The following is a 23,748-nucleotide window of genomic DNA, read 5'->3' on the forward strand; positions in this document are numbered from 1 at the left end:
ATTCACTGGTACACCTTATCAGTTTAAAGAATTAATAGAGCCTTATTGGTTTTATATTAACACCAAATTCCTTAGCTACTTAAAGACCTTAAAATTGAAAACCAATTTCTTGGTTTTTATCAGAGTCCGCCAGTCGATAAAAAATAGGCAAAAAAGCAGGAAAAAGGCTAATAATAGACTTGCCAATGATTTCCAAGAAACCGCATTATCGATTATAGCCTGCACATTTTCTGCAGCATAGGCACCCAAAAACAAGGCAAGCGTATCGCTAGTAAATTTGCCTATCAGGAAAGCAGGAATAATATACTTGGGTGGGATTTTTGAAATCCCTCCACCCAGAAATAGCGGAGTGGTGGGAAGTGGCAACAAGGAATAAACAAGCACCAACAGTTGTCCCTTCCACACATTCTCTTTCATTTTTTCCCCAAGAAACTGAATGTCATTATTCTTAGACTCTTTCAGGTATTTCTTGGCAAGAAATGGGGTATAGAGCAGAAGAATATACCTGCCTAAAACAGATCCCACCACACCTATCACCACTACCAACCAGATATTGAGCTTAAATATGATTTGGAGGAAAACCATAATCGTAAATGCCGGCAGAAACGGAAAAGGGACGATATCAAATAAAAGTGCACCTATAAATACCAAAAGATATTGCCACCACATACTTTATGAGTTATGATTTATTAGTAATTACATATCTGCAATGATGCCAGTAGCAGTAACATCTTCGTTTGCTGGCCTGAAGACTGATGACCGAAGCTGCCCCAATGCTTGCTTAAGCTTCCGTTTTTATTGCTTTGAGTTCCCTACTGGCAGGGAAGAAGGTCGACATATAATAAAGAATCTATATGTTATGTTTAGCTGGGAATTTACGGAATTCTAAAATAGCAAGACCAAGTAGACTAATTGAGCTTAGGTCCGCTATCCAGATCTACATATTCTAAAAAACCGGATTTGATACGACATTAGTAATTCAACTTCCGTTCTTTTAAAAGCTCTTTTAAAGCTTTATCATTTTTAGAATTATTGAATAGCTTGAATGCAAAAATCAGCGGGATTAAAGTGAATAACCCTATGGTGTTTTTCCAGATGCTAAAAATTATCACCCCAATCATAACCCCAATAAAAAGCGCATTTATCAAGGAATTCGTTTTCGTTTTTTTAGCCTTGTCTAGCAGTTCCTGATCTGTTAATGCAGATAGTTCTTCTTTTGTCATTTGGTAGTTTTCTGATTATGGTTAGAAAAATAAGACTTATGCGTGGTAACTCAAGAGCAAATTTCAATAGATAAAGTTCTATTACCTAAACTGCTTAGGTTTCAGATTATCACGAGCACTTTCCGCAATTTCCGCAATTCTCTTTTGCCTTGTTTCTGGTCTTTTGGCAGAAAGCACCCAATGCAGTAATAGCTTCTTGTTGGATTTACTAAGACTATCGAAGTACTCAAAGGCACCTTTGTGATTCGCTAGTTCTTTCTTTAAATCTTCCGGAATTACCAAAGCTTCAATTTCATCCAAAATTTCCCAAGACCCATTTTCTTTGGCAACTTCAATACTTTTATAGCCTGCTTCCGTCATACGTCCTTGATCAATTAAAGCTTTTACTTTATCCTTATTTATCCTGGACCAATTACTTTTTGCCTTTCGCTTGCTGAAATACTGCATGAATTTCTCACTGTCAATTGGCCTTCTGGTGCTATCAATCCAACCAAAACAAAGCGCCTCATCAACTGCCTCGCTCCAACTTAGGGTAGTAACTTCTGATGATGCTTTATAATATACAAGCCAAACAGACTGCTGTGAATGATGATTTCTTATTAACCATTCACGCCAATCTGTTCGGCTGGTAGGGCAATATGTTTCTGGTTCCTTGTTAGGCATTATTTTTTCAATTGTCTAAGGATTGGGTATTTGAGGTGACCTAAAAGATATTCTAAAATTTAAAGATTATTTTGGCCAATAAATTCTGCTAATCCTCATATTCACAGTCACTTAATATTGGATCAAATTAAATAAGGATAGTTTTTCCTCTATTTCAATATTCTTTAAACCAAGGTTCTTTGCTATAAAGTCAGAGAAGAATATTTTATGACCGTCATCAAGAATAATTCCTGTGTAATTGTAAAAGAAGGTTGGTAGAGCATACGTCATATTTTCCTCGTCCCATTGTCCCTTATACCTAATGATTTTATTTATGTCTTTAAATCGAAATTCTTTTTCAAGCTTACCATTATTCTCAATTCTAATTGTCTGCTTTGAATGGTTTACTATAATTTTTTTCCTTCTGTCATTCAGTTTGTATTGAAAATGTAAAACCAATTGAGGTAGTGCTAATAATAGAAAACCAAACCCTAAAAAAAGTCCAATATCTTCTTTAGTTGCGAGAAAGTAAATAAATCCACTAAGTGTCCCAATGTGAAAAATAATTGATTTTCTAAAAACTCTCCATTCGTTTTTTGGGTCAAAATCAAATTCTATTTTAAAGTCTTGCCCCATGTTTTAATCGATTCTGTGTTTTTTCAAAGTGGGAGTTAACGACCTTGGCTAAAGTTTTTTTCAATTCTCTTTCCAGCAAAATGAACTCATTAGATTGTTGGGGAACCAATTTGATGATTGTGGTTTGATTTCCAAATTCCATATGGATCCCATCAGTTATTGAACCTTCATATTCTATACAAAGAGTTGTGCTTTCATCAGGCAAGAGTCTTAAATTTTTAAATTCATTTAGTTCATCCTCCTTAACACTCATGGTTACTTCCACTTCTTGATCAGTATTATTTGTAATAGTCAAGTCAGTGGGGGTAGACGGGGCTAGCCCACAGTTATAATTGAATTGTGTTTCACGACAGCCAAATAAGACAAGAAAGCTTATGAAAAAGCAAATTATATTGAGTTTAGATTTAATCATTTTTATATGTGCCAATAACACCTAGCTGTAAGATCTATGCATGTAAATGCCTACATATTTCTCCCAAGTTGCTGCCAAAATAATAGCACACATGGTAAGAATCTACATTAAAGCATATGAATTACGGTTGTTGTGGATGATTGCCTTTCACAATGATTAATAGTTGGACTTCAATGTTGTTCGATCCAAAATTCATTAGCAATACTGTCAGGTCTAAATTTGATCACCAAAAAGTTTGGGTCAATCGTTGACCAGCCAACTGGATATAGCATTAATGTGTCTGGTTGTCCATTGTCCTTATACCATTGATTAAAGTTGTCGAGTGCCTTGTCCTGATTTTCCTTTTCAAAGTTCTCAGAGTCAACTAGCGAAAGTGAGTCAGGAACATCAAGTCCCTTTGGAAGCCTATTCTCAACATGTTCCAAGTGTGGCTCGCCCAAAAGAGTCAGGATTGAATCTCGATGTATCCCAGGTCTCAAATAGTTTTCAAGTAAGTCCTTGGTCATTTGAGCTCTTGGATTTCCAGTGTCAGTCATGTCGCTATTGGATAGCCAGACTTTCCTGTCGAATTTGTCCGAATTCTTAGACATTGAACAACTATTAAGAACAACTACAAAAAAGAAAATCCAAATTCTTAATCTCATGTATGATTGATAATCTTTGATTGGCAATTACTCACAACGGTTTGCGTATATGACTTGTGGCGGATTTCGAAGCACTTTCTTGTCGGTTTGCACCAAACTTACTTAAAAGCCCCAAGCTTGAATTTACCATTTTCCCCGCCATAAGTTATATACGCTGTTATGGGCTGGCTTTCTATAATGTCCAATGATAACTCGTGTAATAATAGTATTCATTTTGCCCATTATATGTAAAAATTCCACGAGTCCACATATCCACTTTTTCATCTTGACCCCAAGCATTTTTTCTTGTATGGTATTTAGCCCAATCTAAAAGGTTATTGTAAACATAACTTGATATTGCAATATGGTTAGGTGCTTTACTATTGTCACCCAATACAGTTGATTTGTTAACGGGATTGCCAATCCAAAATATATCTCTGTTATGTTCACCACCTACACCTACTTTAGTGCAAAGAATATTGCCGTGGTCAATGCCAATTCCAAAATTTAGCTTTGAATATTTTTTCAATAATTCATTTATTCCATCTTCCGAATTGTCTATCATATACTTTATTTGCATTGCACATTTTACTGCTGTTGAAAGTGTCACTTTTAGATTTCCTTGAAAAAATATTAAGGAACTATCTCCATTAAAACTTCTAACATTACCGCCATGGCTATTTGCAATTTTTACTATGGTGTGAAAAAAAGCCATATGAAGTTTGGCAACAATCGGCTTATTATGAGTGTTCAAAACGGAAGTAGAACCTCGAATATCAATAAACAATGAAGACCCTGTAAATTTTAAGCCTGTATTACCAAAGGTTAGTTTAGGGTCGTCAAGTCGAGGAACATAAGTTACCTCTGTTACTACAAGCCTTTCATCAAGGATTGCCTTTACCTTTGATTTTATATCGTCTTTAAGTGCCATCTACAACTGAATTGAAAGAATTATAAAAACCATTGAAGCGAAAAGTGCTGCAAAGAGCCAAATAAAGGATTTTGCTAAATTTTCATTTTTCTCGTTTAGGATATGTGAAACTTCAATCTGCTGGTCAATAATGTCTTTCAGCATATTTACATCACTTATATTTTCATATTTTTCGTGAAGTCCTTTATTAACTTTACTAATATGCTCAAAGTAGAATGTGGATAATTCTCCTTCTTGGTAGTTCTTTGCAAATCTCGGTTTCAGAATTTTGAAAACTGAATAGTACAGAACGAATATCATACAAATTAAAGTAGCAAGTCCAGCAAGAAAAGTAATCGTTCCAATTACTGTCACATTAGCAATTGAGAAGGTTAACTTTTCCAAGTATTGGACAAAAGCTGTAAAAATTAATCCTATTACAATTAAAACTGCACCTGCTTTTTGGTCAGCAAATTTTATTAAGTCTTGAATATTTTTAAAAGACTCTAGAGCATAATTTATTTTGTCCATATGTTGTCGTTCTTAAGCTTGCCCATAACGCTTAATGTATGAATCGTAGCTTTAGCTTGTGCGTTTGCCTCGTACGGCTATGATTTTATACATAATGTTGTGTTTAGTTTTTAATATCTATTTGTTCGGTTTCAATCACCTCCTTATTGATAATATTTCTGTGACTATCTTCAACTTTAAGTTCTTTCTGATCATTAATAGATAACCATTTTCCATTATTCTCCATAATTAGCAATTCTGCCTCAGATTCATAGTATTCATTTTTTCTAAGTGTCAAGCTCCCAGCTAAGTCGAAATTGAATTTCACTTCAAATTTCCCAGAATCAATGTAAATACTTGAGATGATTTGCCCATTTATAAATTCAATGGCATTTAATATTTCTTTGTCATTTGATTCATTTTGAGCAACTATCTTCTCTTCAATTGAAAAGGTCCAATCACAACAATATATCCAGATAAAATAATCTCCTTTAATTGTGACAAGACGACTTTTATAAGTATTCTTAGGAAATCTGATTTCAGAATCTGAGAAGGCCTTTTGAATTTTCGGTTCTTCAAATTCAATTCTAGGTTCGCCTAAATTAAAAATCAGAAATGAACCATGTCCTTTTCGTGCTCCCCAAATTGGTTTGCCTAAAAATCCTTTTATGAGGTCAGATGAATTTGTCATTTATTAATTAAACACAACGGTTTGGCTTAGCTTTCGGGCGGATTTTACAAGCGCTAAACTGTCGGCTGTAACCAAAGATAGCAGATAAGCAAAAAACTTGCGGACAGCCTTCAGCCCGCCTGAAGCTTAGGTTTTGTTGTGCACTGGCTTTTTTCATTTTTTTAAAGTCTGAATTGATTGGTCAAAAAGTTCTTTCTCAGACGCAGGTACATTTAAGTACCCGATATAATCTTCTCCCTTTTTAATTTCTTTCCAATATAGTCCGTTTTCTTGTTGTCCATGTAAGACGGTGTCTTGTACTGGATTAAAGATTGAAAATCCCTTCCAGTCCACAGTCTTATAATTCCTGGCGTTTGGTATTGAAGTCGCATCGTCATTGTCGTAGTAAATCATTGAAGAGTCGGCATAAACAATCTGAAATCCATGTCCATGTCCACCCCAGATCAAAGAAATTTCTTTTTCAATGTTTTCAAGTTCAGGCACTTTGATAGAATACGAGGTTCTGTAGCCGAGGAGTTTCTTTGGAAATACTATTCTTTCTCTGGTTAGTCCGTCACGTAAATTGCTACAACTGGCTAAAATTAGAAGGGTCAATATTATTGTCGATAGTTTCATTTTCAGCTTGTGCCCAACACTTGTATTTACCCACCTCCGCTTCCCCCCTCTAAACCTACTAAACTTTTATAAAACCCCAACCACCTCTTAAGCCCAATAAACCCACTTTATCCGACAACAAACGGATACTATCGAATACAAACGACTAGCTACCGACTTAGCCCTCACCGATCCCCCAACTTTGGATCATAAGTTTTTCCTCTGGCGAAAACGACAAACAAATTTTCTAACCAAAACAACAAACATTATGAGCACGCTAAGAAACAAAGTACAGCTAATCGGACGTCTAGGATCCAAAGTAGAAATTAAAAACCTGGAAGGCGGCAAGACCTTGGGTAAAGTATCCCTCGCTACTAACGAGTATTACAAAAACCAAAAAGGTGAACGCGTAGAAGAAACTACCTGGCACAACATCGTGGCCTGGGGCAAGCAAGCCGAATTACTTGACAAGTACACTGACAAAGGTTCGGAAATCGCCATAGAAGGCAAACTCAGCAACCGATCTTACGAAGACAAAGAAGGTGTCAAGCGCTACATTTCTGAGGTAGTGGTACAAAGCATCCTACTGATGGGTGAAAGAAAAGCAAACGTGTCTGAAGAAGCGGATCTTCCTTTTTAGGAAAAAGGATTCCCCCTCTAATTCAAAACATAAATAAATTTACCTCCTAGCCCTCAAGATGTATTATACTTTTTGGGGGCTACTCAATGCTACACTCCATCACTTGCAAAGCCAGGTTTATTCTTGACTGATAAGCACCTGGATTGGGTTTGAGAATTACTTCTTCATTATTTCCAAAATCTCGTCCACGACGATCTTCCCTCCTACAGGCGACCAATGCGTGTCGTCATAGTAGTAGATATCTTTTTCCACTCCCATTTTCTCAGAGAAAACTCTATAGGCATCTACGTTATAGTAAGCCTTAGGAGCTTTGTCATACGTGGCGAAAAAAGTAGGGGTAACAAAACTCGATTTGTCCGCTATGTAAGGATAATACAGATCATATTTATCGGGGCTGATTAACACGATCAATTCAATATTGATATTGGAGAGCAATGCGCTCAATTCACCTAATACTTTGACGCTGTTTAGAGTTTTCAAAGAATCATTTTTTGCTCCCATTTTTCTAAGGTCAGATTTATAGAAAAGCAACTTATCTGGGGAATTTGAAAACAAATCAGTTCTGTTGGTTTTCACCTGATGTGTATTGGAGAAGATGGGCTTGTCTGTGTAGGAAAACTGAAAGTTGTTCAAGGGCATTTTCAGCGTTGCGTCTGAGAAAAACTGAAGATCGTAATTGGGAGTTGCTCTTTTGTGCTGCTTGACCTCATTGGAAAGGATCGCTAAATCCAATCTCTCATCAAAGTCAATAGTCTGCGTTCTATCATTCAAATCCCGCTCTATGGACTGCAACACCACAAACTCTGGCTGGATCAGGTCAAAAAAACCTGAATTCATCAATGACACCAAAGTCTGAATTGGATTACTTCCTGATATAAATCTATCTACATGCAAGACGGAAGCTCCCGTTGCAGCAAGGTAATTTTTATACCCCAAGTTGTCCTGCTCTGTAAAAGAATCACCTATCGTCATCACATCAAATTTCTGATTTGATGCAAACCCAACCTCAGAAAGAAGTAAATATTCTTTAGGTATAACATGCTGGCTGTCAATGACACTTCTTGGAGAAGGATTAGCATAAAAATACCCCATACGCGCTAGATCACCTTCTGCTCCTCTTTGGCTATAATTGAACAAATTGAACACATACAATCCAAAAAAAGGAACTACAAAAACGAGCGTATTTAAGATGAATTTTCTCATGCCTTAGAATTGAAAATAGATAAACTGCTGCTCGTTTTGTCCGAACCAAAAGAGTAAAATAATGATCCCAAAGTAGAGTGCTCGACGTACAGGTCGTTTCCATTTCAAACCCAATTTCTCCATGGCATACTGATCTCCTCGTCCTCTCCATTCTACTAACATGAAAGTAATCACCAGTAAGAATAACCTGAAAGCCCTGCCTATCCCTTCAAAATCTGGCACCGTAAATAAACTAGGAGAAAAAATTTCAGCGATATAAGTGGCTGCATGCCCCATAGAGTTGGCTCGGAAAAATATCCATGCAAACACTGTTAAGCCAAAAGTTAAGACCATCGAAGAAAATTCCCTGAAACTAGGCAGGTATTTCTCTTTGGCTACCACATTTAGGTTATTCCTGTTATTCTCAGTCAGCAAAAGTGGCAAAAAGTAAATCGCATTTAACACGCCCCACACGATAAAGGTCCAGTTAGCTCCATGCCAAAAACCGCTTACAATGAAGATGATAAAAGTATTGCGCACTTTCATCCAAGTTCCACCTCTACTGCCACCGAGTGGGATATACAAGTAATCTCTAAACCAGGTGGACAAGGAAATATGCCAACGGCGCCAGAATTCTGCCATATCTCTTGAGAAATATGGGAAAGCAAAGTTCTGTTTTAGCTCAAAACCAAATAAACGAGAAGTCCCTATTGCTATATCAGAGTAGCCCGAAAAGTCTCCATAAATTTGGAAAGTAAAAAATAGTGCACCAAAGGCTAAGGTACTTCCAGAGTAGTTTTCTGAATTGTTGAAAATCAAATTGGCAAACTCAGCGCAGTTGTCAGCAATAACTATCTTTTTGAATAATCCCCACAGTATCTGACGCATGCCGTCAACGGCCTTGGAATAGTCGAATCTACGTTTTTCAAAAAACTGAGGTAAGAGATTCGTTGCCCTTTCGATAGGCCCTGCCACCAATTGCGGAAAAAAACTCACAAAGGCTAAAAATGCCACAAAATCATTCGTAGGGGTTAACTTTTTTCGATATACATCTATAGTGTAGCTCAACGTTTGAAATGTATAAAAGCTAATACCCACTGGCAAGATGATATTTAGAGAATTCGCTTGAATTTCATTTCCAAAAAATGAAAAAGCACCAATAAAGTTATCAAGGAAGAAATTGTAATATTTAAAAAAACCAAGAAAGCCTAGGTTCACTAAAATACTTATCCACAGAAGAATCTTCCGCTTAGGTTGACTTTCCTCGTTGTTGAGTCTTCTGCCTATCTGATAATCAACCACCGCAGAAAAAAGTATTAGAGATAGAAATCGCCAGTCCCACCAGCCATAAAAAACCAAACTTGCTACGACTATTAAAAAATTTTGCTGCCTGAGGTTTCTGTTTACCAAAAACCAATAAATCGTAAATACTATCGGTAAGAATACTGCAAAGTCTATGGAATTAAAAAGCATCTATTTTTTAATCGATAAGATAATTTTTGGGAGGTCACAGTGAACCTACACGATGAGCAGTATTCCCCTTGCAATCTTGGTTGGCATAAACCTACTAAACTTTTCTAAAACTTCAACCACCTTCAAAAGTCAATAAATCCACTTTATCCAACAAGGAACAGATACTATCGAATACAAACGACTAGCTACCGACTTAGCCCTGACCCATCCCCAACTTTGGATCATAGTTTTTCCTCCGGCGACAACGACAAACAAATTTTCTAACCAAAACAACAATCATTATGAGCACGCTAAGAAACAAAGTATACCTAATCGGACGTCTAGGATCCAAAGTAGAAATCAAAAATCTGGAAGGCGGCAAGATCTTAGGTAAAGTATCCCTCGCTACTTGCGAGTATTATAAAAACCAAAAAGGTGAACTCTTTCTAATACATCTGAGTCAATCTGTGCAATACTTGCATTTATCCAAAAAAGGCTAAGTATTATCGTGGGAATTAGTTTGACCATTTTATGAATTGGCTTTAACGTTTCGCGGAAACCCGAAGGGCGTGACTTTAACCACCAAACTGTTTTTGGAACACAAAACCCTGCCTTTTGGGTAGGTGCTGTTATAGAGCGTTTTTTTGTCCATTGTCATTCTTGAAGTTTTGATAGGTCCAACCCAGCAGATTCAACGTAAATTTCGTCAAAGTCTGCGGAGTCTGATACACCAATACCGCCCTCTGGTTTTAATTCTATGTTGTCTTCAAGAAGAATTCGGAAATTAAAATTGTCTATGTTAGTAATTCCTTGCTTCTCAAAATGTTGTTGAATAGTCGGCTGATATTTTTTGTAATTGTCGTTTGCGATTAGGTCTCCGCCAATTCCGCCCATACTTTCGTCTGTAACTAAAAAGTTCACTTCTCCAATTTTATCATTGTCTATGTATAGATATGCTCTCATTTGTAAATCACATTTCAGGAATTCCTGTTTTTAGATAGTAATCATCAACTATTTCATTCAAGATAATTTCTATTGTTTCTTCGTCTCTGTTGTTAGCTTTCCAATTGGTATTTGTCTTTATGGATATTTGCTTGGCTTTATTCATACCTGAAGGATAAAAGGCTTGGTCAAAGTCTGCTGAAATGTCTATAGTTAATTTTTCAAGTTTATCAAGGTCGCAATTGTGATTTTTAAAATGTGTCGGCAACCAGTCATGATAATCGTTTAGCAAGTGTTTACTTTCTTTTGAAATTGCTTCTTCTGGTTGAATTGTCTTGTGAATGAAGTCAAATGTTACAGAAGGTTTAAGTTTAAGGTTGTTCAAATGAATTAGAACATTAAAAGCCAACTTCCCACTTTTGGAGTAGTCCAAACTCTGAAATGAGTCTACAAAGTTGTGAATAGCTGATTTATAATTCTTAAATTTCATTGTCTATGTGCCGGTCTTTAAAATGCCCTACAACGGTCTGTGTATGGTGCGTATCCCGCAGGGTATGCACTATACACCTTGTTGGCGTGTCGTGTTTTTTCTATTTAATTCTCCTATCAATTTTGGCAAATAGTAGAAATTCAGTCCATAATGGAACACCTGAAAAGAAACTGCAATTATCAAAACCAATGGAAGTAACCATTCTTGTTTCAAAAAGTAAATAGGATAGAACAGGAGTGAAATCCCAAGTTCTATCATTATCTTTTTCTTGATATTCTTTTTAATGTCTGCGGTCTCTGTAAAGCCTTCAAATTCCTTTAAATAGCTTGATACTCTGAATTGATACCACCAAATCTCGTAAACCTCAAAAAGAACGATGAAAACTGTTGTTGAGATTAGAAAATCTTCTGTTTTAATAGCAATCAGAATGTAGGCGACCATAATTGCAAATCTTCCAATTGCAGGTAACACGTCCGTTTTGAACCAAATTCTTTCTCGTGTACTCTCAAAGGCTGTTTGATTCCACCATCCGTCAATTCGGCTTGTGTCAAAGTCCGTATTTGCTAACTCATTAAAAAGTCTTTTAGAATGGTCATATTTTCTGTTGTGGTGAAGTCCACGTCTGAGTTCGTATTTGACCTCATTTAATTGGTCTGTCTTAGTAAGTTTATTTTCTATCGGTTGATAGCCCGCTTTGTATAGGTAATAAACAGCAGAATACTTTTCTCTGTCGTTAAGCGATTTTGCAAGCCGATGAATAATATCCGTTACCATGTCAAAGTCCGAGTTCACAGTTTTTAGGTTTTCCAAAATTCTGGACTGTCGGTTTTCCCAATAGTTTAAAACTTGAGTATCGGTTGTCAAGTCCTTTAAGTCAGTCCATATTTTGTCAATTCTGCTCATTGTTTATTTATATGCACGCCAACGTTCAGTGTATGGACAGTAGGGCAGATTCGAAGCATTTCACTTTCGGTTTACCGCTGAGCCAAAACAAACGGTTTTAATTTTTATTTCAATAAACGTCAAAACTTTGTTTTGGCGTTGCCTGCTCAAAGAACTAGACTTTCATTCTATCTCTAATTGCCCTATTGGCTATACACCTTGTTGGCAAGTCGTTATTTTATTCCTATCAGCGGTAAAAAGATAATCGCAAACAATAGAACCATAGAAAATAATTTATCTAATCCGCTGACATGAGGATTCTTTCCAAATAGGGAATCATCTATTTCAAACGAACCCCTTAACCACAGATAGAAATCTCTTTTGTACTTTTTTTCACTAATTCTCTTAAACATCCTATCAAGGGTGTTATAGATAAAAGGAGTTATTAAACACCAAGAAAAAAATTGAAAGTCTTTCTCATTTACGTTAATAAATTCAAGTAACCCAGCAATTCCGATTATAAAAGAAACACTTGTAAGAATCCATCTTAATTGGTCTGTATTCCATCTTTGTTTTCTGGTATACAACAGAAGGAAATTGATTCCATAAGAGATTCCGATTCCAGTTATTGCATAATTTATTTCCATTTTGTTTTAATGCTTGCCAACACTTGTATATACGCACCTCCGCTTTCCCCTCTCTAAACCTACTAAACTTTTATAAAACCCCAACCACCTCTTAAGCCCAATAAACAGACTTTATCCGACAACAAACGGATACTATCGAATACAAACGACTAGCTACCGACTTAGCCCTGACCGATCCCCCATCTTTGGATCATAAGTTTTTCCTCTGGCGAAAACGACAAACAAATTTTCTAACCAAAACAATAAACATTATGAGCACGCTAAGAAACAAAGTACAGCTAATCGGACGTCTAGGATCCAAAGTAGAAATCAAAAATCTGGAAGGCGGCAAGACCTTAGGTAAAGTATCTCTCGCTACTAACGAATATTACAAAAACCAAAAAGGTGAGCGCATAGAAGAAACTACCTGGCACAACATCGTGGCCTGGGGCAAGCAAGCCGAATTACTTGACAAGTACACTGACAAAGGTTCGGAAATCGCCATAGAAGGCAAACTCAGCAATCGCTCCTACGAAGACAAAGAAGGTGTCAAGCGCTACGTTCCGAAGATCGTAGTAAATGACTTCTTGGCACTCTTCAAAATAAATTACAAAGCTAGTGATGAGGCTAATCCCGTACTATAAATAGAACTTAGTTTTAGCAATTTGCAAAGCTTGGAAGGTTTGAAATTCCGGACTTCCCTTCGTTTTTAGTGATTTGTCAGCATATTTTTCGCTAATTAAAATTAATAGGCAGGGCGAGCATTACGTTCACCTTTTTACCATTTTGCTCTCCTGGCGTCCATTTAGGCATTAAACGCATCACTCTTAACGCCTCTTGATCCAAAAGTTCATGAACACTTTGAATTATCTCTAGATTCTTAACCTTTCCTTTTCGATCGATCACAAACTTGGCAACTACTTTCCCCGTAATCCCATTTTTTGCTGCCTCTATTGGATACTGCAAGTTTTTAGAAATAAAAGCATACAAAGCAGCATTGCCTCCAGGAAACTCTGGACCGACGTCAATTGATTTTAAATCATAGATAGGCTCCCCATCCTGATATGTTACGGTCCGTAGGTATTCTTGCTGGCGTACTATTTTTCCGTTTTCATCCCAATCAGTCATTTTAACAATTGTGTCATTCTTATAGAATGCCTCTCTTTGAATGCTACCATTCTGAAACCACCAAATAAATTCACCATCTCTTTTTTCTGGATTAATAGAAACATAATTTCCTTTCATCTGCAATTGCCCAGTTGGATAGAAATCCTGTACAATGAATTTTCTTCCATTAACAGAATCCTTTTGAATCACTCTGTAGTAGTGTTTGTTTGCCCGTTCAGTCTGCTCCCATTTATTATTAAACCAAACTGTGTCAGATTGCTGTCCAAAAGCATGCGCCTGTACGTTCAGGACAAAAAACAATAATAGTAGGTGTCTCATCTTTATTGGTGGCATTGTTTGTCTTTGCTAAGTTTACCTTCTGGTTTTCAGTATTAATTTACTAGTGTTTGGTCTTTATTTCGTATTCAAATTCTAAAACTCTCATATCCCATAAAGTCAGAGTTTGTGTAGCAGAAATACTTTCATTTAAACTTCTTACTACAAGTTTGTCTTTAAATGATTTTAAAAATTTTGTCCATAAGTGTCCTTTTGAATCCTTTAGCAAAAAGTAAAATCCACTATCACCAATTTGTTTCCCCGATGATTCTAAAATAAGCTCACCATTTCCTCCAACTCTGGGAGACAAAATCACAGTTGCATTTCCGTTGGGCAGTGGGAAAATCGCTTTTATACATGCTTTTCCAGATGGCATGATACAAATTTCATACACACCAGAGTAAACGACTTGACCTGTTGATTTAAATGTCCTTAACCAAATTGTCCTTTTAACATCATTTGTCACAGGATCAAGCAGCTGGATTATTTCACTTGTCAATCCCTTGGAGTCTTTAACACGTTGAATGGGAACATTTAATTGTTCTATCCTTTTACTGAAAAGGATCCGCAGCAAAATACCGAATACTTTAAAAAATGGATTCCATTTTACGCTTAATTGAAGGTCGTAATTCGAAGTGTTCTGATAAAAGTCAATCACATTTTCAGATAGCGAATGCAATTCAATTTTAGTCAGATTGAGTTGCTTTATTGATTGAATTAATCCTTTATCATTTTCCTCCTTAGCAATAGTTAAATGTTCTTTTTCTGCTAATTGCTTTATAAATTTTATACCGATCCCATTGGTGTTGCCAAAAGGTCCCATAAGCCATTTATGCTCTATGAAATCAATTTTTTTTCCAAAAAGAATGACCCATTGCTGAGTAACCCAATCCTGTACGCTCTGCTTGCTAGATGCTGTTCCCATTTTTCCTGGAATACTTTAAGTGCTGGAAATAAAATTCGATTGGCCTTTCCATTTACCAAATTCAGAAATAGGTCGAAACCTTAGTGTCACAAACTCAAAATGAAATTCTTTCCTCTCTCTTTCTTCCATTGCAGCCGAATGTCGTTTAGGTTTTTCAACTGCACTATGCCCACGAACCATATCTGTCATTTCTTTTTCGGTTTTCCAAATTGAAAAAGTTGAAACGGTGTTTGGAAACTTCACTGATGCTAACGAAAGTATGGTTCCTGGATGGTCTCGTACCAGCTTTTCTACAGGCCTTCCCCAATGAATAAATCTTGGGACTGCAAAAGGTTTCATTCGGGCCAAAGTCACAGCGACCACTGGAGAATTTGTAGTTTCCAAGTTGGTTCTACTATCTGGTATTTTAAATCCCCTGATTCTCCCCCATGCTCTGATAAAAGACATCCGCACGTGCCAGCCTTTTGCTAGAATTCTACCAAAACTGTCCTTATCTAAATAGTTCTCGAGTGCAATTTCATCTTCCCACTGTATGAAAATGGCGACTTGCCCGATTAAAACCCTAGAGGTAGAAAAGATAGGAGAACCTAAGGTCATCGTTGTCATACATTCTGAGTGAACCAGCCCTATGGTGTTCTTGGAAATAGGATTCGAGAATATACATTTTATCGCATCAAAAAATGGAAGCTTTACTAAATGATAAGAAAATATATTCACTTTGAATTTGATTGAATTATTGGTTACAACGTTCTTAAAATTTCCCAACGCTGAGCTATAGATAAGTGGAGATTAGAATTCACTAACCTTTTTAGCTGCTCAAAGTCACCTCTTGTTTTAAATCTATAAATTGTGGCGGACTTTGTAATTCCCACGAAAATATCCAGACCGAAGCCTCCCTATTCATTCCTAGAAAATGTTATAGCCATGTTTCAATTTTAATCTTATTGTTCCACGAGCTAGTGATCAATCAGAACATTAATTGCTAATCGACTACTTTTCTTATAATTAATGCTCATGAACGAATGTGCAAAATTGTGAATGGTTGATTTGTAGTTTTTATATTTCATTTATCCATTTTCTCAATCAGTCGATAAACATTGAGTACATAATTCTCCTTGTTTACTTTAAACAATCCTTTGCGTTTCGGAGTGTTATTTATTAATATAAACAGTTCCTACAAATCAGTTCTCTTGCTCCACTGTCAAAATTATCTTCCAAAAATTTTTCAAATCGCGCTATAAAGTCCCAAGAACATAGTCCTTTGTTAATCATCTCTAAATCTTGTAATATGCTATCAATTAACCACCAATCTTTATCTTCTAACAATGCCTTTTCTTCGCTTTTACCTCCTCGAGATAAACCATCAATATCTCCTCCGTATTTTCGATAAATTTCTATTTTCTCTGCTGTAATCATAGTGTTACGTCTTTGGCAAATGCCCTACAACAACGGTTTATATATAGTGTCGTGGCTGACGTTAGGAAGCCATGCACATACCTTGTTCGCTGCTGCCTTTTATTCATTTTTCAATTGGGTTAGGTCTGTCAATTTCTCACCGTCATATTTCCACAAATTTCCTTTTCTGCCACCGAACCAAATATTTCCATCTTTATCTTCTATGATTGTCCTTATCGAAATTCCTGATAATTTGTTTAAAGATTTGAAACTTCCATTTTCAAAATAGCAAAGAGCTTCTCTGTCGCTACCTAACCAAATTATTCCGTCTGAACTTTGGAATATAACGGCAACATTATTACTGCACAAACCATTACTTTCATTAAAGTTACTAAAGTCTTTTCCGTCAAACTTATCCAATCCACCATTTCGATTTCCATTTGTTCCTATCCAAATATTTCCTTCTTGGTCTTGATAGAGATAACGAACCATATTATCACTTAATCCATTTTCCGTTTTGAACTCTTGGAATGTTTCGCCATTGTATTTTGTAAGTCCCCCATTACTCATTGAAGCAAACCAAATGTTTCCATTTTTGTCCTGTATAATGCTTTGTATGACATTGTGATGAAGACTGTCTTCATATTTTCTGCCTTTGTCAGCCAATATGCTTTGAAATGTTGTTCCGTCATATTTGTAAGCACCACCACCTGAAGTTCCAATCCAAAATATTCCAATATTGTCTTGAATTATTGAATTTGCTTGATTTGGGTTGACTGTTGGGTAAATGTTTTTGTACCATTCGCTACTTGTTTCAACATAGGGAAGTGAAATTTGTGTAAACACCTTGCCATTGTATTTGCACAATCCTTTATTTGTTGCCAGCCAGATTATCCCTTTGTCATCTTCAATAATGCTCCAAATTTGATTAGAACAAAGACCTTTTTCTTCATTAATATTAGTGAATGTTTTTCCGTCATATTTTAAAGTCCTTCGGTTGATGTTCCAAACCATAGGTTTCCATTTTTGTCTAGTAAATTGCTTGTAACAATGTCAGCACTCGTATAAACTTTAGGTTCTTTTAATTCAACAGTTTTGTGTTGCTGTCCGTCACAAGAAAAAAACAGAAGTAAAGTGAATGTTGACAGAAGAAATTTCATTATTGTGTTTTTGATGTTTTAGGTTGCAGCTACGTTTGGCTAAGAAACGTGTCCCGAAGGGCATGTTTTCTTAGGTGTTGTTGTGTACAGTTTTCTTTTCTAATTCGTGCCTCAACTTATTAACCTTTTTGACAATCACTTCACGATTCTTACTTGACTTAACCCATTGAGGTAAATTTGTTATCATAGAGTATTTGTGTCTTCCATCATCTTCCCTAAGCTTAGCTTCAACATATTCTTTTAGATAGTCTAAATGGTCAATATTGTACAACCAAAGTACATTATCTTTTATACTGGTTTGAAGAAATAAATCAAACCCAAAATAAGGGTCTGTAGGTTTGTCATTTCGGTAGCGATACCATTTAATCTCATACTCTCTTGTTGCCTTGCATACGTCACATGTAATTTCTGATGTTTCATATGGTTCTTTTGTCGGTTCCGTGGTGTAAGATATTCCACTTCCACAATTTCCGCATGCTCGGTTAATAAACCCCTGAACAAACCCCGACCAATTACTCTCGTTCGTTTCTTGGAATCCACAATGACTGCAGCTACAGATTGATTTGTGTCCCCAAGGAAAAAGTATCGTATATTTTGGTAGTTCGGTTTTTACCAAAGCAGGTTCAGAGCACTTTGGACAATTAACCCAAATTTCTTCGCTAAAATGAACTGTTGGATATGCTGGTTTGTTAAATCTCATTTTTCAAATTGTACACAACACTTATATATACGCACCTCCGCTTTCCCCTCTCTAAACCTACTAAACTTTTATAAAACCCCAACCACCTCTTAAGCCCAATAAACACACTTTATCCGACAACAAACGGATACTATCGAATACAAACGACTAGCTACCGACTTAGCTCTGACCGATCCCCCAACTTTGGATCATAAGTTTTTCCTCTGGCGAAAACGACAAACAAATTTTCTAACCAAAACAACAAACATTATGAGCACGCTAAGAAACAAAGTACAGCTAATCGGACGTCTAGGATCCAAAGTAGAAATCAAAAATCTGGAAGGCGGCAAGACCTTAGGTAAAGTATCTCTCGCTACTAACGAATATTATAAAAACCAAAAAGGTGAACGCGTAGAAGAAACTACCTGGCACAACATCGTGGCTTGGGGCAAGCAAGCCGAATTACTTGACAAGTACACTGACAAAGGTTCGGAAATCGCCATAGAAGGCAAACTCAGCAATCGCTCCTACGAAGACAAAGAAGGTGTCAAGCGCTACATTTCTGAGGTGGTGGTACAAAGCATCCTACTGATGGGTGAAAGAAAAGCAAACGTGTCTGAAGAAGCGGATCTTCCTTTCTAAGATAAATCCTGAAATCACTCTTATTGAAAGGCTGGGAGTATTAAACTTCCAGCCTTTTTCTTTTTATACCTATGGGAGAGAAGATTCTGAAATCCTTTCCGTAATATCCCTGATCACGGAGTTTGATTTACGGACTTTTGCACCTTACTTAAGCTCCTAATTCAATTGACGCAAAAGATGAACCTAAGATATTGCCTTGCCATCCTGTTTTTTCAAATTTCCGCTTTCGCTTTTTCCCAATCAAACGAGTCCCCCGCAGATTTGGTAAATCCTTATGTAGATAGTAAAAATTCCCGCTGGTTCTTTTTCAATACTGCCACTAGACCTTTCGGGATGGTCAATCTCAGTCCTGATACGGATACAGGCGGAGCTTGGGGATCAGGATATCGATATGAAAGTGATTCCATCAAAGGGCTTAGCCATGTGCATGCATGGCAACTTTCGGGACTTTCGGTACTACCGGTTTCTGAGGTGAGTTTGGAGGGAAAAAGAAATTTTGCTTCTCCCTTTTCCCATGAAACTGAGATAGTGCAGCCAGGTTATCATCAACTTACACTTGATCGCTATGGGATCAGAGTGGAACTTACTTCCACCTTACGTACCGGATTTCACAAATATACTTTCCCTAAAGAAGCAAAGCAGCAAGTAGTGATCAGACTTGGTGGCATGCTAGGCCCCTCGGACATCATCGACGGAGAACTCACCCAGGTAAACAAGACCACTTTAACTGGTCATTTGATTAACGGTCCAACGGTGAGAAGACCGAATGACACTCCTATCTTCTTTGCTATCAAACTCAATAGAAATATCGCTGAGATTAGCGGTTGGTCAGAAAATGGAGTCACCTCTACCCTGTCTGAAATCAAAGGAAAAGATTCTGGCGCGCTACTGACTTTTGATAAATCTACGGAGGAACTACTCATGAAAGTAGGGATATCCTACGTCAGTGTGGAGCAGGCAATGTTGAATCTGGATACTGAATTAGCGCATTGGGATTTTAACCGAATACGGAATGAATCATTTGCAGAATGGAATAGCTATTTGGGAAGAATCAAAGTAGAAGGTGCTACAGAAAAAGACAGAAGAAGGTTCTATACTGATCTTTTCCATGCGCTACAAGGCAGAAGAACGATTTCGGATGTAAATGGCAAATATGCTGACCTGACCAGCGGAACGCATTTGACCAAGCAAATTCCGCTGGACGAAGCTGGAAAACCCAAATTCCGACACTTCAATTCAGATTCATTTTGGGGAGCTCAGTGGACTATCAATACCCTTTGGCACTTAGTTTATCCTGAGATCACGGAGGAATTTGTTAATTCCATGCTGCGATACTATCAAGACGGAGGCCTTATTCCACGAGGGCCTTCTGGAGGTAATTACACTTACGTAATGACGGGGGCTTCGAGCACTCCATTTATCGTCAGCGCCTACCAAAAAGGGATTCGAGGCTTTGATATTGAGCTGGCTTATGAGGGACTAAAGAAAAATCACCGTCCTGGAGGAATCATGGAAAAAGCCGGGTATGAGCATAAAACTTCCTTGGGCGGCGGCTTTTCTTATTACTTAAAGAACGGCTATGTGCCGTGGCCAATTCCTGAGGGAAACTTCGGTTACCATCAGGATGGACCAAGTCTGACATTGGAATATGCTTATCAGGATTGGACATTGGCTCAATTGGCAAAAGCATTGGGAGACAAAGCTGGTGAACAGGAATTTTTGAAAAGATCAGAAAACTACAAAAACACCTTTGATGCTGAAACAAGCTGGATGCGTCCAAGAAATGTAGATGGAAGCTGGAAAACTCCTTTCGATCCTTACGAATACAATGCAGGTTTCAATGAGGCAAATGGAAGTCAGGGAACTTGGTTTGTTCCTCATGATCTGGATGGACTTGCCGAATTAATGGGAGGGAAAGAAAAAGCCATCGAACGATTAAACACTTCCTTCGTAGAATCTGAAAAACTTGGTTTCACCTCAGGCACTTCGCACTCACAGGAAACACATCCAGAATATCGAAGAATTCCAATCAATTACGGAAATCAGCCTTCGATTCAGACGGCATTCATTTTCCACAAATTGGGAAGACCTGATTTGACTCAGTATTGGTCAAGGGCGATTGTGAGGAGAATTTATTCTGACCTCAGCCCTGAAAACGGTTATAATGGAGATGAAGACCAAGGATTGATGGGAAGTCTAGCGGTATTAATGAAGATTGGATTGTTTCAAATGAACGGAGGAACGGAAGCAAATCCAGCTTATCAAATTGGTAGTCCAATTTTTGATAAAATCACCATAGCACTTAATCCAGACTATTACTCAGGGAAGGAATTTATCATCAAAACTGAAGGGAATAGCCCTTCTAGTGTCTACGTAAACTCTGCGAATTGGAAGAATCAAACCTTTGGTCATCTTGAACTTTCCCATAGCCAGATTACCTCTGGTGGAGAGTTGAAATTAGAAATGAGTGAAACTCCCAAAAAGTAAAAGTACTAAGCCACCGTTCGTGTCTCCCGAACGGAAATAAAAATGGGCTCCATGTCCACCTTCTGGAAAAGCTGGATAACCTAGAGTGAAAAACCATAATCTAAACAGAGTTTCAACTCTATTCGCGATCTCTTTGGATCATCTTCCAGCTATTTCGCTCTTGCAGAGCTTTATTTCTATTTCAACTTTCTCTTGCCCAGCCCTATCGAGCTGGGCTTAGTTATTTAGGACTTTCAGCCCTTTTTCTGATTTAACATCAAGTCTTGCTTCTGAAAAAGCAGGACAACTCTAAATTGCGCCCTCTGCGTGACCCTCTGTGTCCACTGCGGTTAAATAAAAACCTTGAAATTCGCAGATAGATCTACAAAGTCCAGCTTCTGGAGAAGCAGGACAACTTTAAATTGCGACCTCTACGTAATCCTTCGCGCCCACAGCGGTAAAAAACGAGAAAAAAAACGAGGCTCTTTCAAGCCTCATTTTAATTTCAATCATCTTGGCCAAACATTGTCAGCCTTATCTTTATCCGGGAATCGCCCATGAGGGTCTAACGTAATTTTCTTGATTTTCGAATCTCCGAAATCCATCACCGCATCAAAAGTTTTGCTTCCATCAAACCACACCGAAACTGGCCAGGTCATTTCAAAAGTAGTATCATTGATCTTTTTAGCATGTGGCATCTGTACATCCGCCGGCCCTTCAAACTCAACTTGAAGCACAACTGGAGAAGGCATTTGCCCTGCCTGATGTACCGTCACGGTCGTTTCACCATTTGAAGTAGTCACATTTTGGATAGATCCTTCCACAGATTCTGTGGTAAACAACCAATAATACCAGAACCACTCCAGATTTTGCCCCAATTCATTATTCATGAAAAACATGTAATCCCAAGGAGATGGATGCTTATAAGCCCATGTCGCTGTATACTTTTTCATAGCATTGATCACCGCTTCATCACCCACTATACCACCAAGCATGGATAACATCAATGGCGTCTTCGAATAGGTCTGAAAGCCATACATATTTCCTGCGTCATTCGCGCTCCACATCATAGGCGCTTCATCCTCAAGTCCACTTACACGCCCGTAGCTTTGTCCCAATCCATCCAAATTATAATCCACTCCTCGGCTATCTGCACCGGAGAGTATATTCATGTATTGATTAAAACCTTCATCCATCCAGCCGTAGCGGGTTTCATTCGTCCCTACCATCATAGGCCACCACTGGTGTGCTGCCTCATGATCTGCTGCTCGCTCATTTGAATTGATTACCATCGGGTATTCCATACCATCACTCGGACCGTCTTGAAGCGTAAGTTGAGGGAAAGGATAAGGCGCCCAAAGCTTGGAATAAAACTCCAAAGCATGCTTGGTATAGTCACCGGCCTTTTCAAAAAGTCTGGCTCTTTCTGGAATGAAAACCATGTAAATTGGAATTGGACCTTTACCTGGAATATCAGCTTTGGTTGCTTTCCAGATAAATCTATCTGAAGTCGCCCAAGCAAAATCATTGACTTTATCTGCCACAAAGTGCCATGTCAATTTATCTCCTGCTTTAGTCGCTTTTCCAGGACCTTTTTCATCTTCACTAACCAGGGTAACTTCACCGTCAGATTTAAGAACATTTGCAAATCTCTCCGCAACAGTCGGAGTCAAAACCTCCGTTGGATTTTGCAATACGCCAGTACCACTTACTATCCAGCCAGCTGGAACAGTGATCGACACATCGAATTTCCCAAAATTGTTATGAAACTCAGCAGGACCTAGGTAAAGGCTGGTTTCCCATCCTCTTAGATCGTCAAACTTCGCCAATCTGGGGAACCATTGAGTTGGCTGAAATAAGGTACTGTCAAAACGTTGCGTCATTCTATGACCTCGGCCATTATCTCCCCCCGGCAGTTTCGTATGCCAGTCAATTTCAAGTTCAGCCGTGGCACCAGCTTTGATTGGGTCAGCCAAGGTGATCGTAGCTACAGTGCTCTGCAACCCTCTAACGCTAAGTTTTGGCGTTTGAGCTGGCTCATTTCTTCTTCTCTGAATAGGAGGAGCATTTAATTCCACAGCTTCCCCTCCTACTTTGATTGAAGTCACTACCATCCCCTCTGTATTTTCTGCTGGAACTGACGATCCACGAGGAACATCTCCCCTAAATATATTATGATCCAACCGCAGCACAATGGAAGTCATATCCTCTTTGCTATTGTTATGTATCAAAATCTTTTCGGAACCTTTGATGGTCTGTGTACTTGGATCCAAGCTAGCCTTGATCGTAAAATCAGTCTCAAGTTGCCAGTAGTTTGGACCTGGTTTTCCTGTAAAGTTTCTTGAGCCTTCCTCGAAAGCTTTTCGAATAGAATTCGTCATCGGGACGTCCTGTCTGATAGCGCGGGTATCCGTTTCTATTGATGATCGCAGTGGTTTAGTTTCTTGCTGCGCAAAAGCAACTGAACTGCTCAGGAGCATCAAAAAAAGTATTTTTCTCATAAGTAAAGGTGGGTTTGTTCAAGATGGATAACTCAGCAAAAAATCCTTTCCTCCGGCAAACAATGGGAATAAACGAAGCATT

Annotated in this window: 28 protein-coding genes; 5 read left to right on the forward strand and 23 right to left on the reverse strand. The window is 37.9% G+C overall.

Annotation, left to right across the window (positions count from 1 at the left end; all coding sequences use genetic code 11):
• Positions 1–75: 75 nt before the first annotated feature.
• The 10 genes from AC0L6R_RS05000 to AC0L6R_RS05045 form a co-directional block, all read right to left on the reverse strand.
• Positions 76–669: a hypothetical protein gene (locus AC0L6R_RS05000; RefSeq protein WP_473270191.1), complete on the reverse strand. Its 594-nt coding sequence runs from the start codon at positions 667–669 to the stop codon at positions 76–78.
• Positions 670–971: 302 nt separating this feature from the next.
• Positions 972–1,223: an FUSC family protein gene (locus AC0L6R_RS05005; RefSeq protein WP_283412936.1), complete on the reverse strand. Its 252-nt coding sequence runs from the start codon at positions 1,221–1,223 to the stop codon at positions 972–974.
• Between the two features lie 81 nt (positions 1,224–1,304).
• A complete protein-coding gene (locus AC0L6R_RS05010) occupies positions 1,305–1,886 on the reverse strand; it encodes a YdeI/OmpD-associated family protein (protein WP_473270192.1) in 582 nt (193 codons plus the stop codon).
• A gap of 111 nt (positions 1,887–1,997) precedes the next feature.
• On the reverse strand, positions 1,998–2,501 hold the full coding sequence (locus tag AC0L6R_RS05015; RefSeq protein WP_473270193.1) for a PH domain-containing protein: 504 nt from the start codon (positions 2,499–2,501) through the stop codon (positions 1,998–2,000).
• Entirely contained in the window at positions 2,485–2,928 is a 444-nt protein-coding gene (locus AC0L6R_RS05020; protein WP_473270194.1) for a hypothetical protein, read from the reverse strand. Before AC0L6R_RS05020 ends, AC0L6R_RS05015 begins: the two co-directional genes overlap by 17 nt.
• A 155-nt stretch (positions 2,929–3,083) precedes the next feature.
• Positions 3,084–3,503 (reverse strand): hypothetical protein, encoded by a 420-nt coding sequence (locus AC0L6R_RS05025; RefSeq protein ID WP_473270195.1) that lies wholly within the window; start codon positions 3,501–3,503, stop codon positions 3,084–3,086.
• Between the two features lie 226 nt (positions 3,504–3,729).
• Positions 3,730–4,467 (reverse strand): adenylate/guanylate cyclase domain-containing protein, encoded by a 738-nt coding sequence (locus AC0L6R_RS05030; RefSeq protein WP_473270196.1) that lies wholly within the window; start codon positions 4,465–4,467, stop codon positions 3,730–3,732.
• Complete coding sequence (locus AC0L6R_RS05035; RefSeq protein WP_473270197.1) at positions 4,468–4,977, reverse strand: Pycsar system effector family protein; 510 nt, start codon at positions 4,975–4,977, stop codon at positions 4,468–4,470. It abuts the gene before it with no gap.
• Positions 4,978–5,080: 103 nt separating this feature from the next.
• Complete coding sequence (locus AC0L6R_RS05040) at positions 5,081–5,647, reverse strand: hypothetical protein (protein WP_473270198.1); 567 nt, start codon at positions 5,645–5,647, stop codon at positions 5,081–5,083.
• 153 nt (positions 5,648–5,800) lie between these two features.
• On the reverse strand, positions 5,801–6,262 hold the full coding sequence (locus AC0L6R_RS05045) for a hypothetical protein (protein ID WP_473270199.1): 462 nt from the start codon (positions 6,260–6,262) through the stop codon (positions 5,801–5,803).
• 247 nt (positions 6,263–6,509) lie between these two features.
• Here AC0L6R_RS05045 and AC0L6R_RS05050 point away from each other — a divergent pair, with 247 nt between their 5' ends.
• Positions 6,510–6,881 (forward strand): single-stranded DNA-binding protein, encoded by a 372-nt coding sequence (locus AC0L6R_RS05050; protein ID WP_283412955.1) that lies wholly within the window; start codon positions 6,510–6,512, stop codon positions 6,879–6,881.
• Between the two features lie 156 nt (positions 6,882–7,037).
• On the opposite strand, the gene AC0L6R_RS05055 is transcribed toward AC0L6R_RS05050, so the two are convergent.
• On the reverse strand, positions 7,038–8,084 hold the full coding sequence (locus AC0L6R_RS05055; RefSeq protein ID WP_473270200.1) for an alginate O-acetyltransferase AlgX-related protein: 1,047 nt from the start codon (positions 8,082–8,084) through the stop codon (positions 7,038–7,040).
• 3 nt (positions 8,085–8,087) lie between these two features.
• Positions 8,088–9,536 carry an MBOAT family O-acyltransferase gene (locus tag AC0L6R_RS05060; protein ID WP_473270201.1) on the reverse strand — a complete coding sequence of 483 codons (1,449 nt, stop codon included), beginning with the start codon at positions 9,534–9,536 and terminating at the stop codon, positions 8,088–8,090.
• A 281-nt stretch (positions 9,537–9,817) separates the two neighbouring features.
• Between AC0L6R_RS05060 and AC0L6R_RS05065 the strand changes: the two genes are divergently transcribed.
• The gene (locus AC0L6R_RS05065; protein ID WP_473270202.1) at positions 9,818–10,015 is read left to right on the forward strand and encodes a single-stranded DNA-binding protein; all 198 of its coding nucleotides are present in this window, start codon (positions 9,818–9,820) and stop codon (positions 10,013–10,015) included.
• Positions 10,016–10,169: 154 nt separating this feature from the next.
• Here AC0L6R_RS05065 and AC0L6R_RS05070 read toward each other — a convergent pair whose 3' ends face one another.
• From AC0L6R_RS05070 to AC0L6R_RS05085, 4 genes are all read right to left on the reverse strand, one after another.
• The gene (locus AC0L6R_RS05070; RefSeq protein ID WP_473270203.1) at positions 10,170–10,478 is read right to left on the reverse strand and encodes a hypothetical protein; all 309 of its coding nucleotides are present in this window, start codon (positions 10,476–10,478) and stop codon (positions 10,170–10,172) included.
• 7 nt (positions 10,479–10,485) lie between these two features.
• Entirely contained in the window at positions 10,486–10,890 is a 405-nt protein-coding gene (locus AC0L6R_RS05075; RefSeq protein WP_473270204.1) for a hypothetical protein, read from the reverse strand.
• Between the two features lie 126 nt (positions 10,891–11,016).
• Complete coding sequence (locus AC0L6R_RS05080; protein WP_473270205.1) at positions 11,017–11,850, reverse strand: hypothetical protein; 834 nt, start codon at positions 11,848–11,850, stop codon at positions 11,017–11,019.
• 212 nt (positions 11,851–12,062) lie between these two features.
• On the reverse strand, positions 12,063–12,476 hold the full coding sequence (locus AC0L6R_RS05085; protein WP_473270206.1) for a hypothetical protein: 414 nt from the start codon (positions 12,474–12,476) through the stop codon (positions 12,063–12,065).
• Between the two features lie 251 nt (positions 12,477–12,727).
• On the opposite strand from AC0L6R_RS05085, the gene AC0L6R_RS05090 reads away from it, so the two are divergent.
• Positions 12,728–13,099 carry a single-stranded DNA-binding protein gene (locus AC0L6R_RS05090; protein ID WP_473270207.1) on the forward strand — a complete coding sequence of 124 codons (372 nt, stop codon included), beginning with the start codon at positions 12,728–12,730 and terminating at the stop codon, positions 13,097–13,099.
• A 91-nt stretch (positions 13,100–13,190) separates the two neighbouring features.
• Here AC0L6R_RS05090 and AC0L6R_RS05095 read toward each other — a convergent pair whose 3' ends face one another.
• From AC0L6R_RS05095 to AC0L6R_RS05120, 6 genes are all read right to left on the reverse strand, one after another.
• Positions 13,191–13,901, reverse strand: a complete 711-nt coding sequence (locus AC0L6R_RS05095) for a TonB family protein (RefSeq protein WP_473270208.1) — start codon at positions 13,899–13,901, stop codon at positions 13,191–13,193.
• A 61-nt stretch (positions 13,902–13,962) separates the two neighbouring features.
• Complete coding sequence (locus AC0L6R_RS05100) at positions 13,963–14,823, reverse strand: hypothetical protein (protein ID WP_473270209.1); 861 nt, start codon at positions 14,821–14,823, stop codon at positions 13,963–13,965.
• Between the two features lie 15 nt (positions 14,824–14,838).
• Complete coding sequence (locus AC0L6R_RS05105) at positions 14,839–15,540, reverse strand: hypothetical protein (RefSeq protein WP_473270210.1); 702 nt, start codon at positions 15,538–15,540, stop codon at positions 14,839–14,841.
• 441 nt (positions 15,541–15,981) lie between these two features.
• Positions 15,982–16,239, reverse strand: a complete 258-nt coding sequence (locus AC0L6R_RS05110) for a hypothetical protein (RefSeq protein ID WP_473270211.1) — start codon at positions 16,237–16,239, stop codon at positions 15,982–15,984.
• A gap of 99 nt (positions 16,240–16,338) precedes the next feature.
• Positions 16,339–17,232 (reverse strand): ligand-binding sensor domain-containing protein, encoded by an 894-nt coding sequence (locus AC0L6R_RS05115; RefSeq protein WP_473270212.1) that lies wholly within the window; start codon positions 17,230–17,232, stop codon positions 16,339–16,341.
• A gap of 216 nt (positions 17,233–17,448) precedes the next feature.
• The gene (locus tag AC0L6R_RS05120; protein WP_473270213.1) at positions 17,449–18,078 is read right to left on the reverse strand and encodes a hypothetical protein; all 630 of its coding nucleotides are present in this window, start codon (positions 18,076–18,078) and stop codon (positions 17,449–17,451) included.
• Positions 18,079–18,327: 249 nt separating this feature from the next.
• Here AC0L6R_RS05120 and AC0L6R_RS05125 point away from each other — a divergent pair, with 249 nt between their 5' ends.
• Together AC0L6R_RS05125 and AC0L6R_RS05130 are read left to right on the forward strand one after the other, a co-directional pair.
• Positions 18,328–18,699: a single-stranded DNA-binding protein gene (locus AC0L6R_RS05125; RefSeq protein ID WP_283412955.1), complete on the forward strand. Its 372-nt coding sequence runs from the start codon at positions 18,328–18,330 to the stop codon at positions 18,697–18,699.
• A 177-nt stretch (positions 18,700–18,876) separates the two neighbouring features.
• Positions 18,877–21,186, forward strand: a complete 2,310-nt coding sequence (locus tag AC0L6R_RS05130) for a GH92 family glycosyl hydrolase (protein ID WP_473270214.1) — start codon at positions 18,877–18,879, stop codon at positions 21,184–21,186.
• A 488-nt stretch (positions 21,187–21,674) separates the two neighbouring features.
• On the opposite strand, the gene AC0L6R_RS05135 is transcribed toward AC0L6R_RS05130, so the two are convergent.
• Positions 21,675–23,666 carry a M1 family metallopeptidase gene (locus AC0L6R_RS05135; protein ID WP_473270215.1) on the reverse strand — a complete coding sequence of 664 codons (1,992 nt, stop codon included), beginning with the start codon at positions 23,664–23,666 and terminating at the stop codon, positions 21,675–21,677.
• Positions 23,667–23,748 lie beyond the last annotated feature (82 nt).

It is taken from the genome of Algoriphagus sp. 10J20-15 (genome assembly GCF_055809615.1).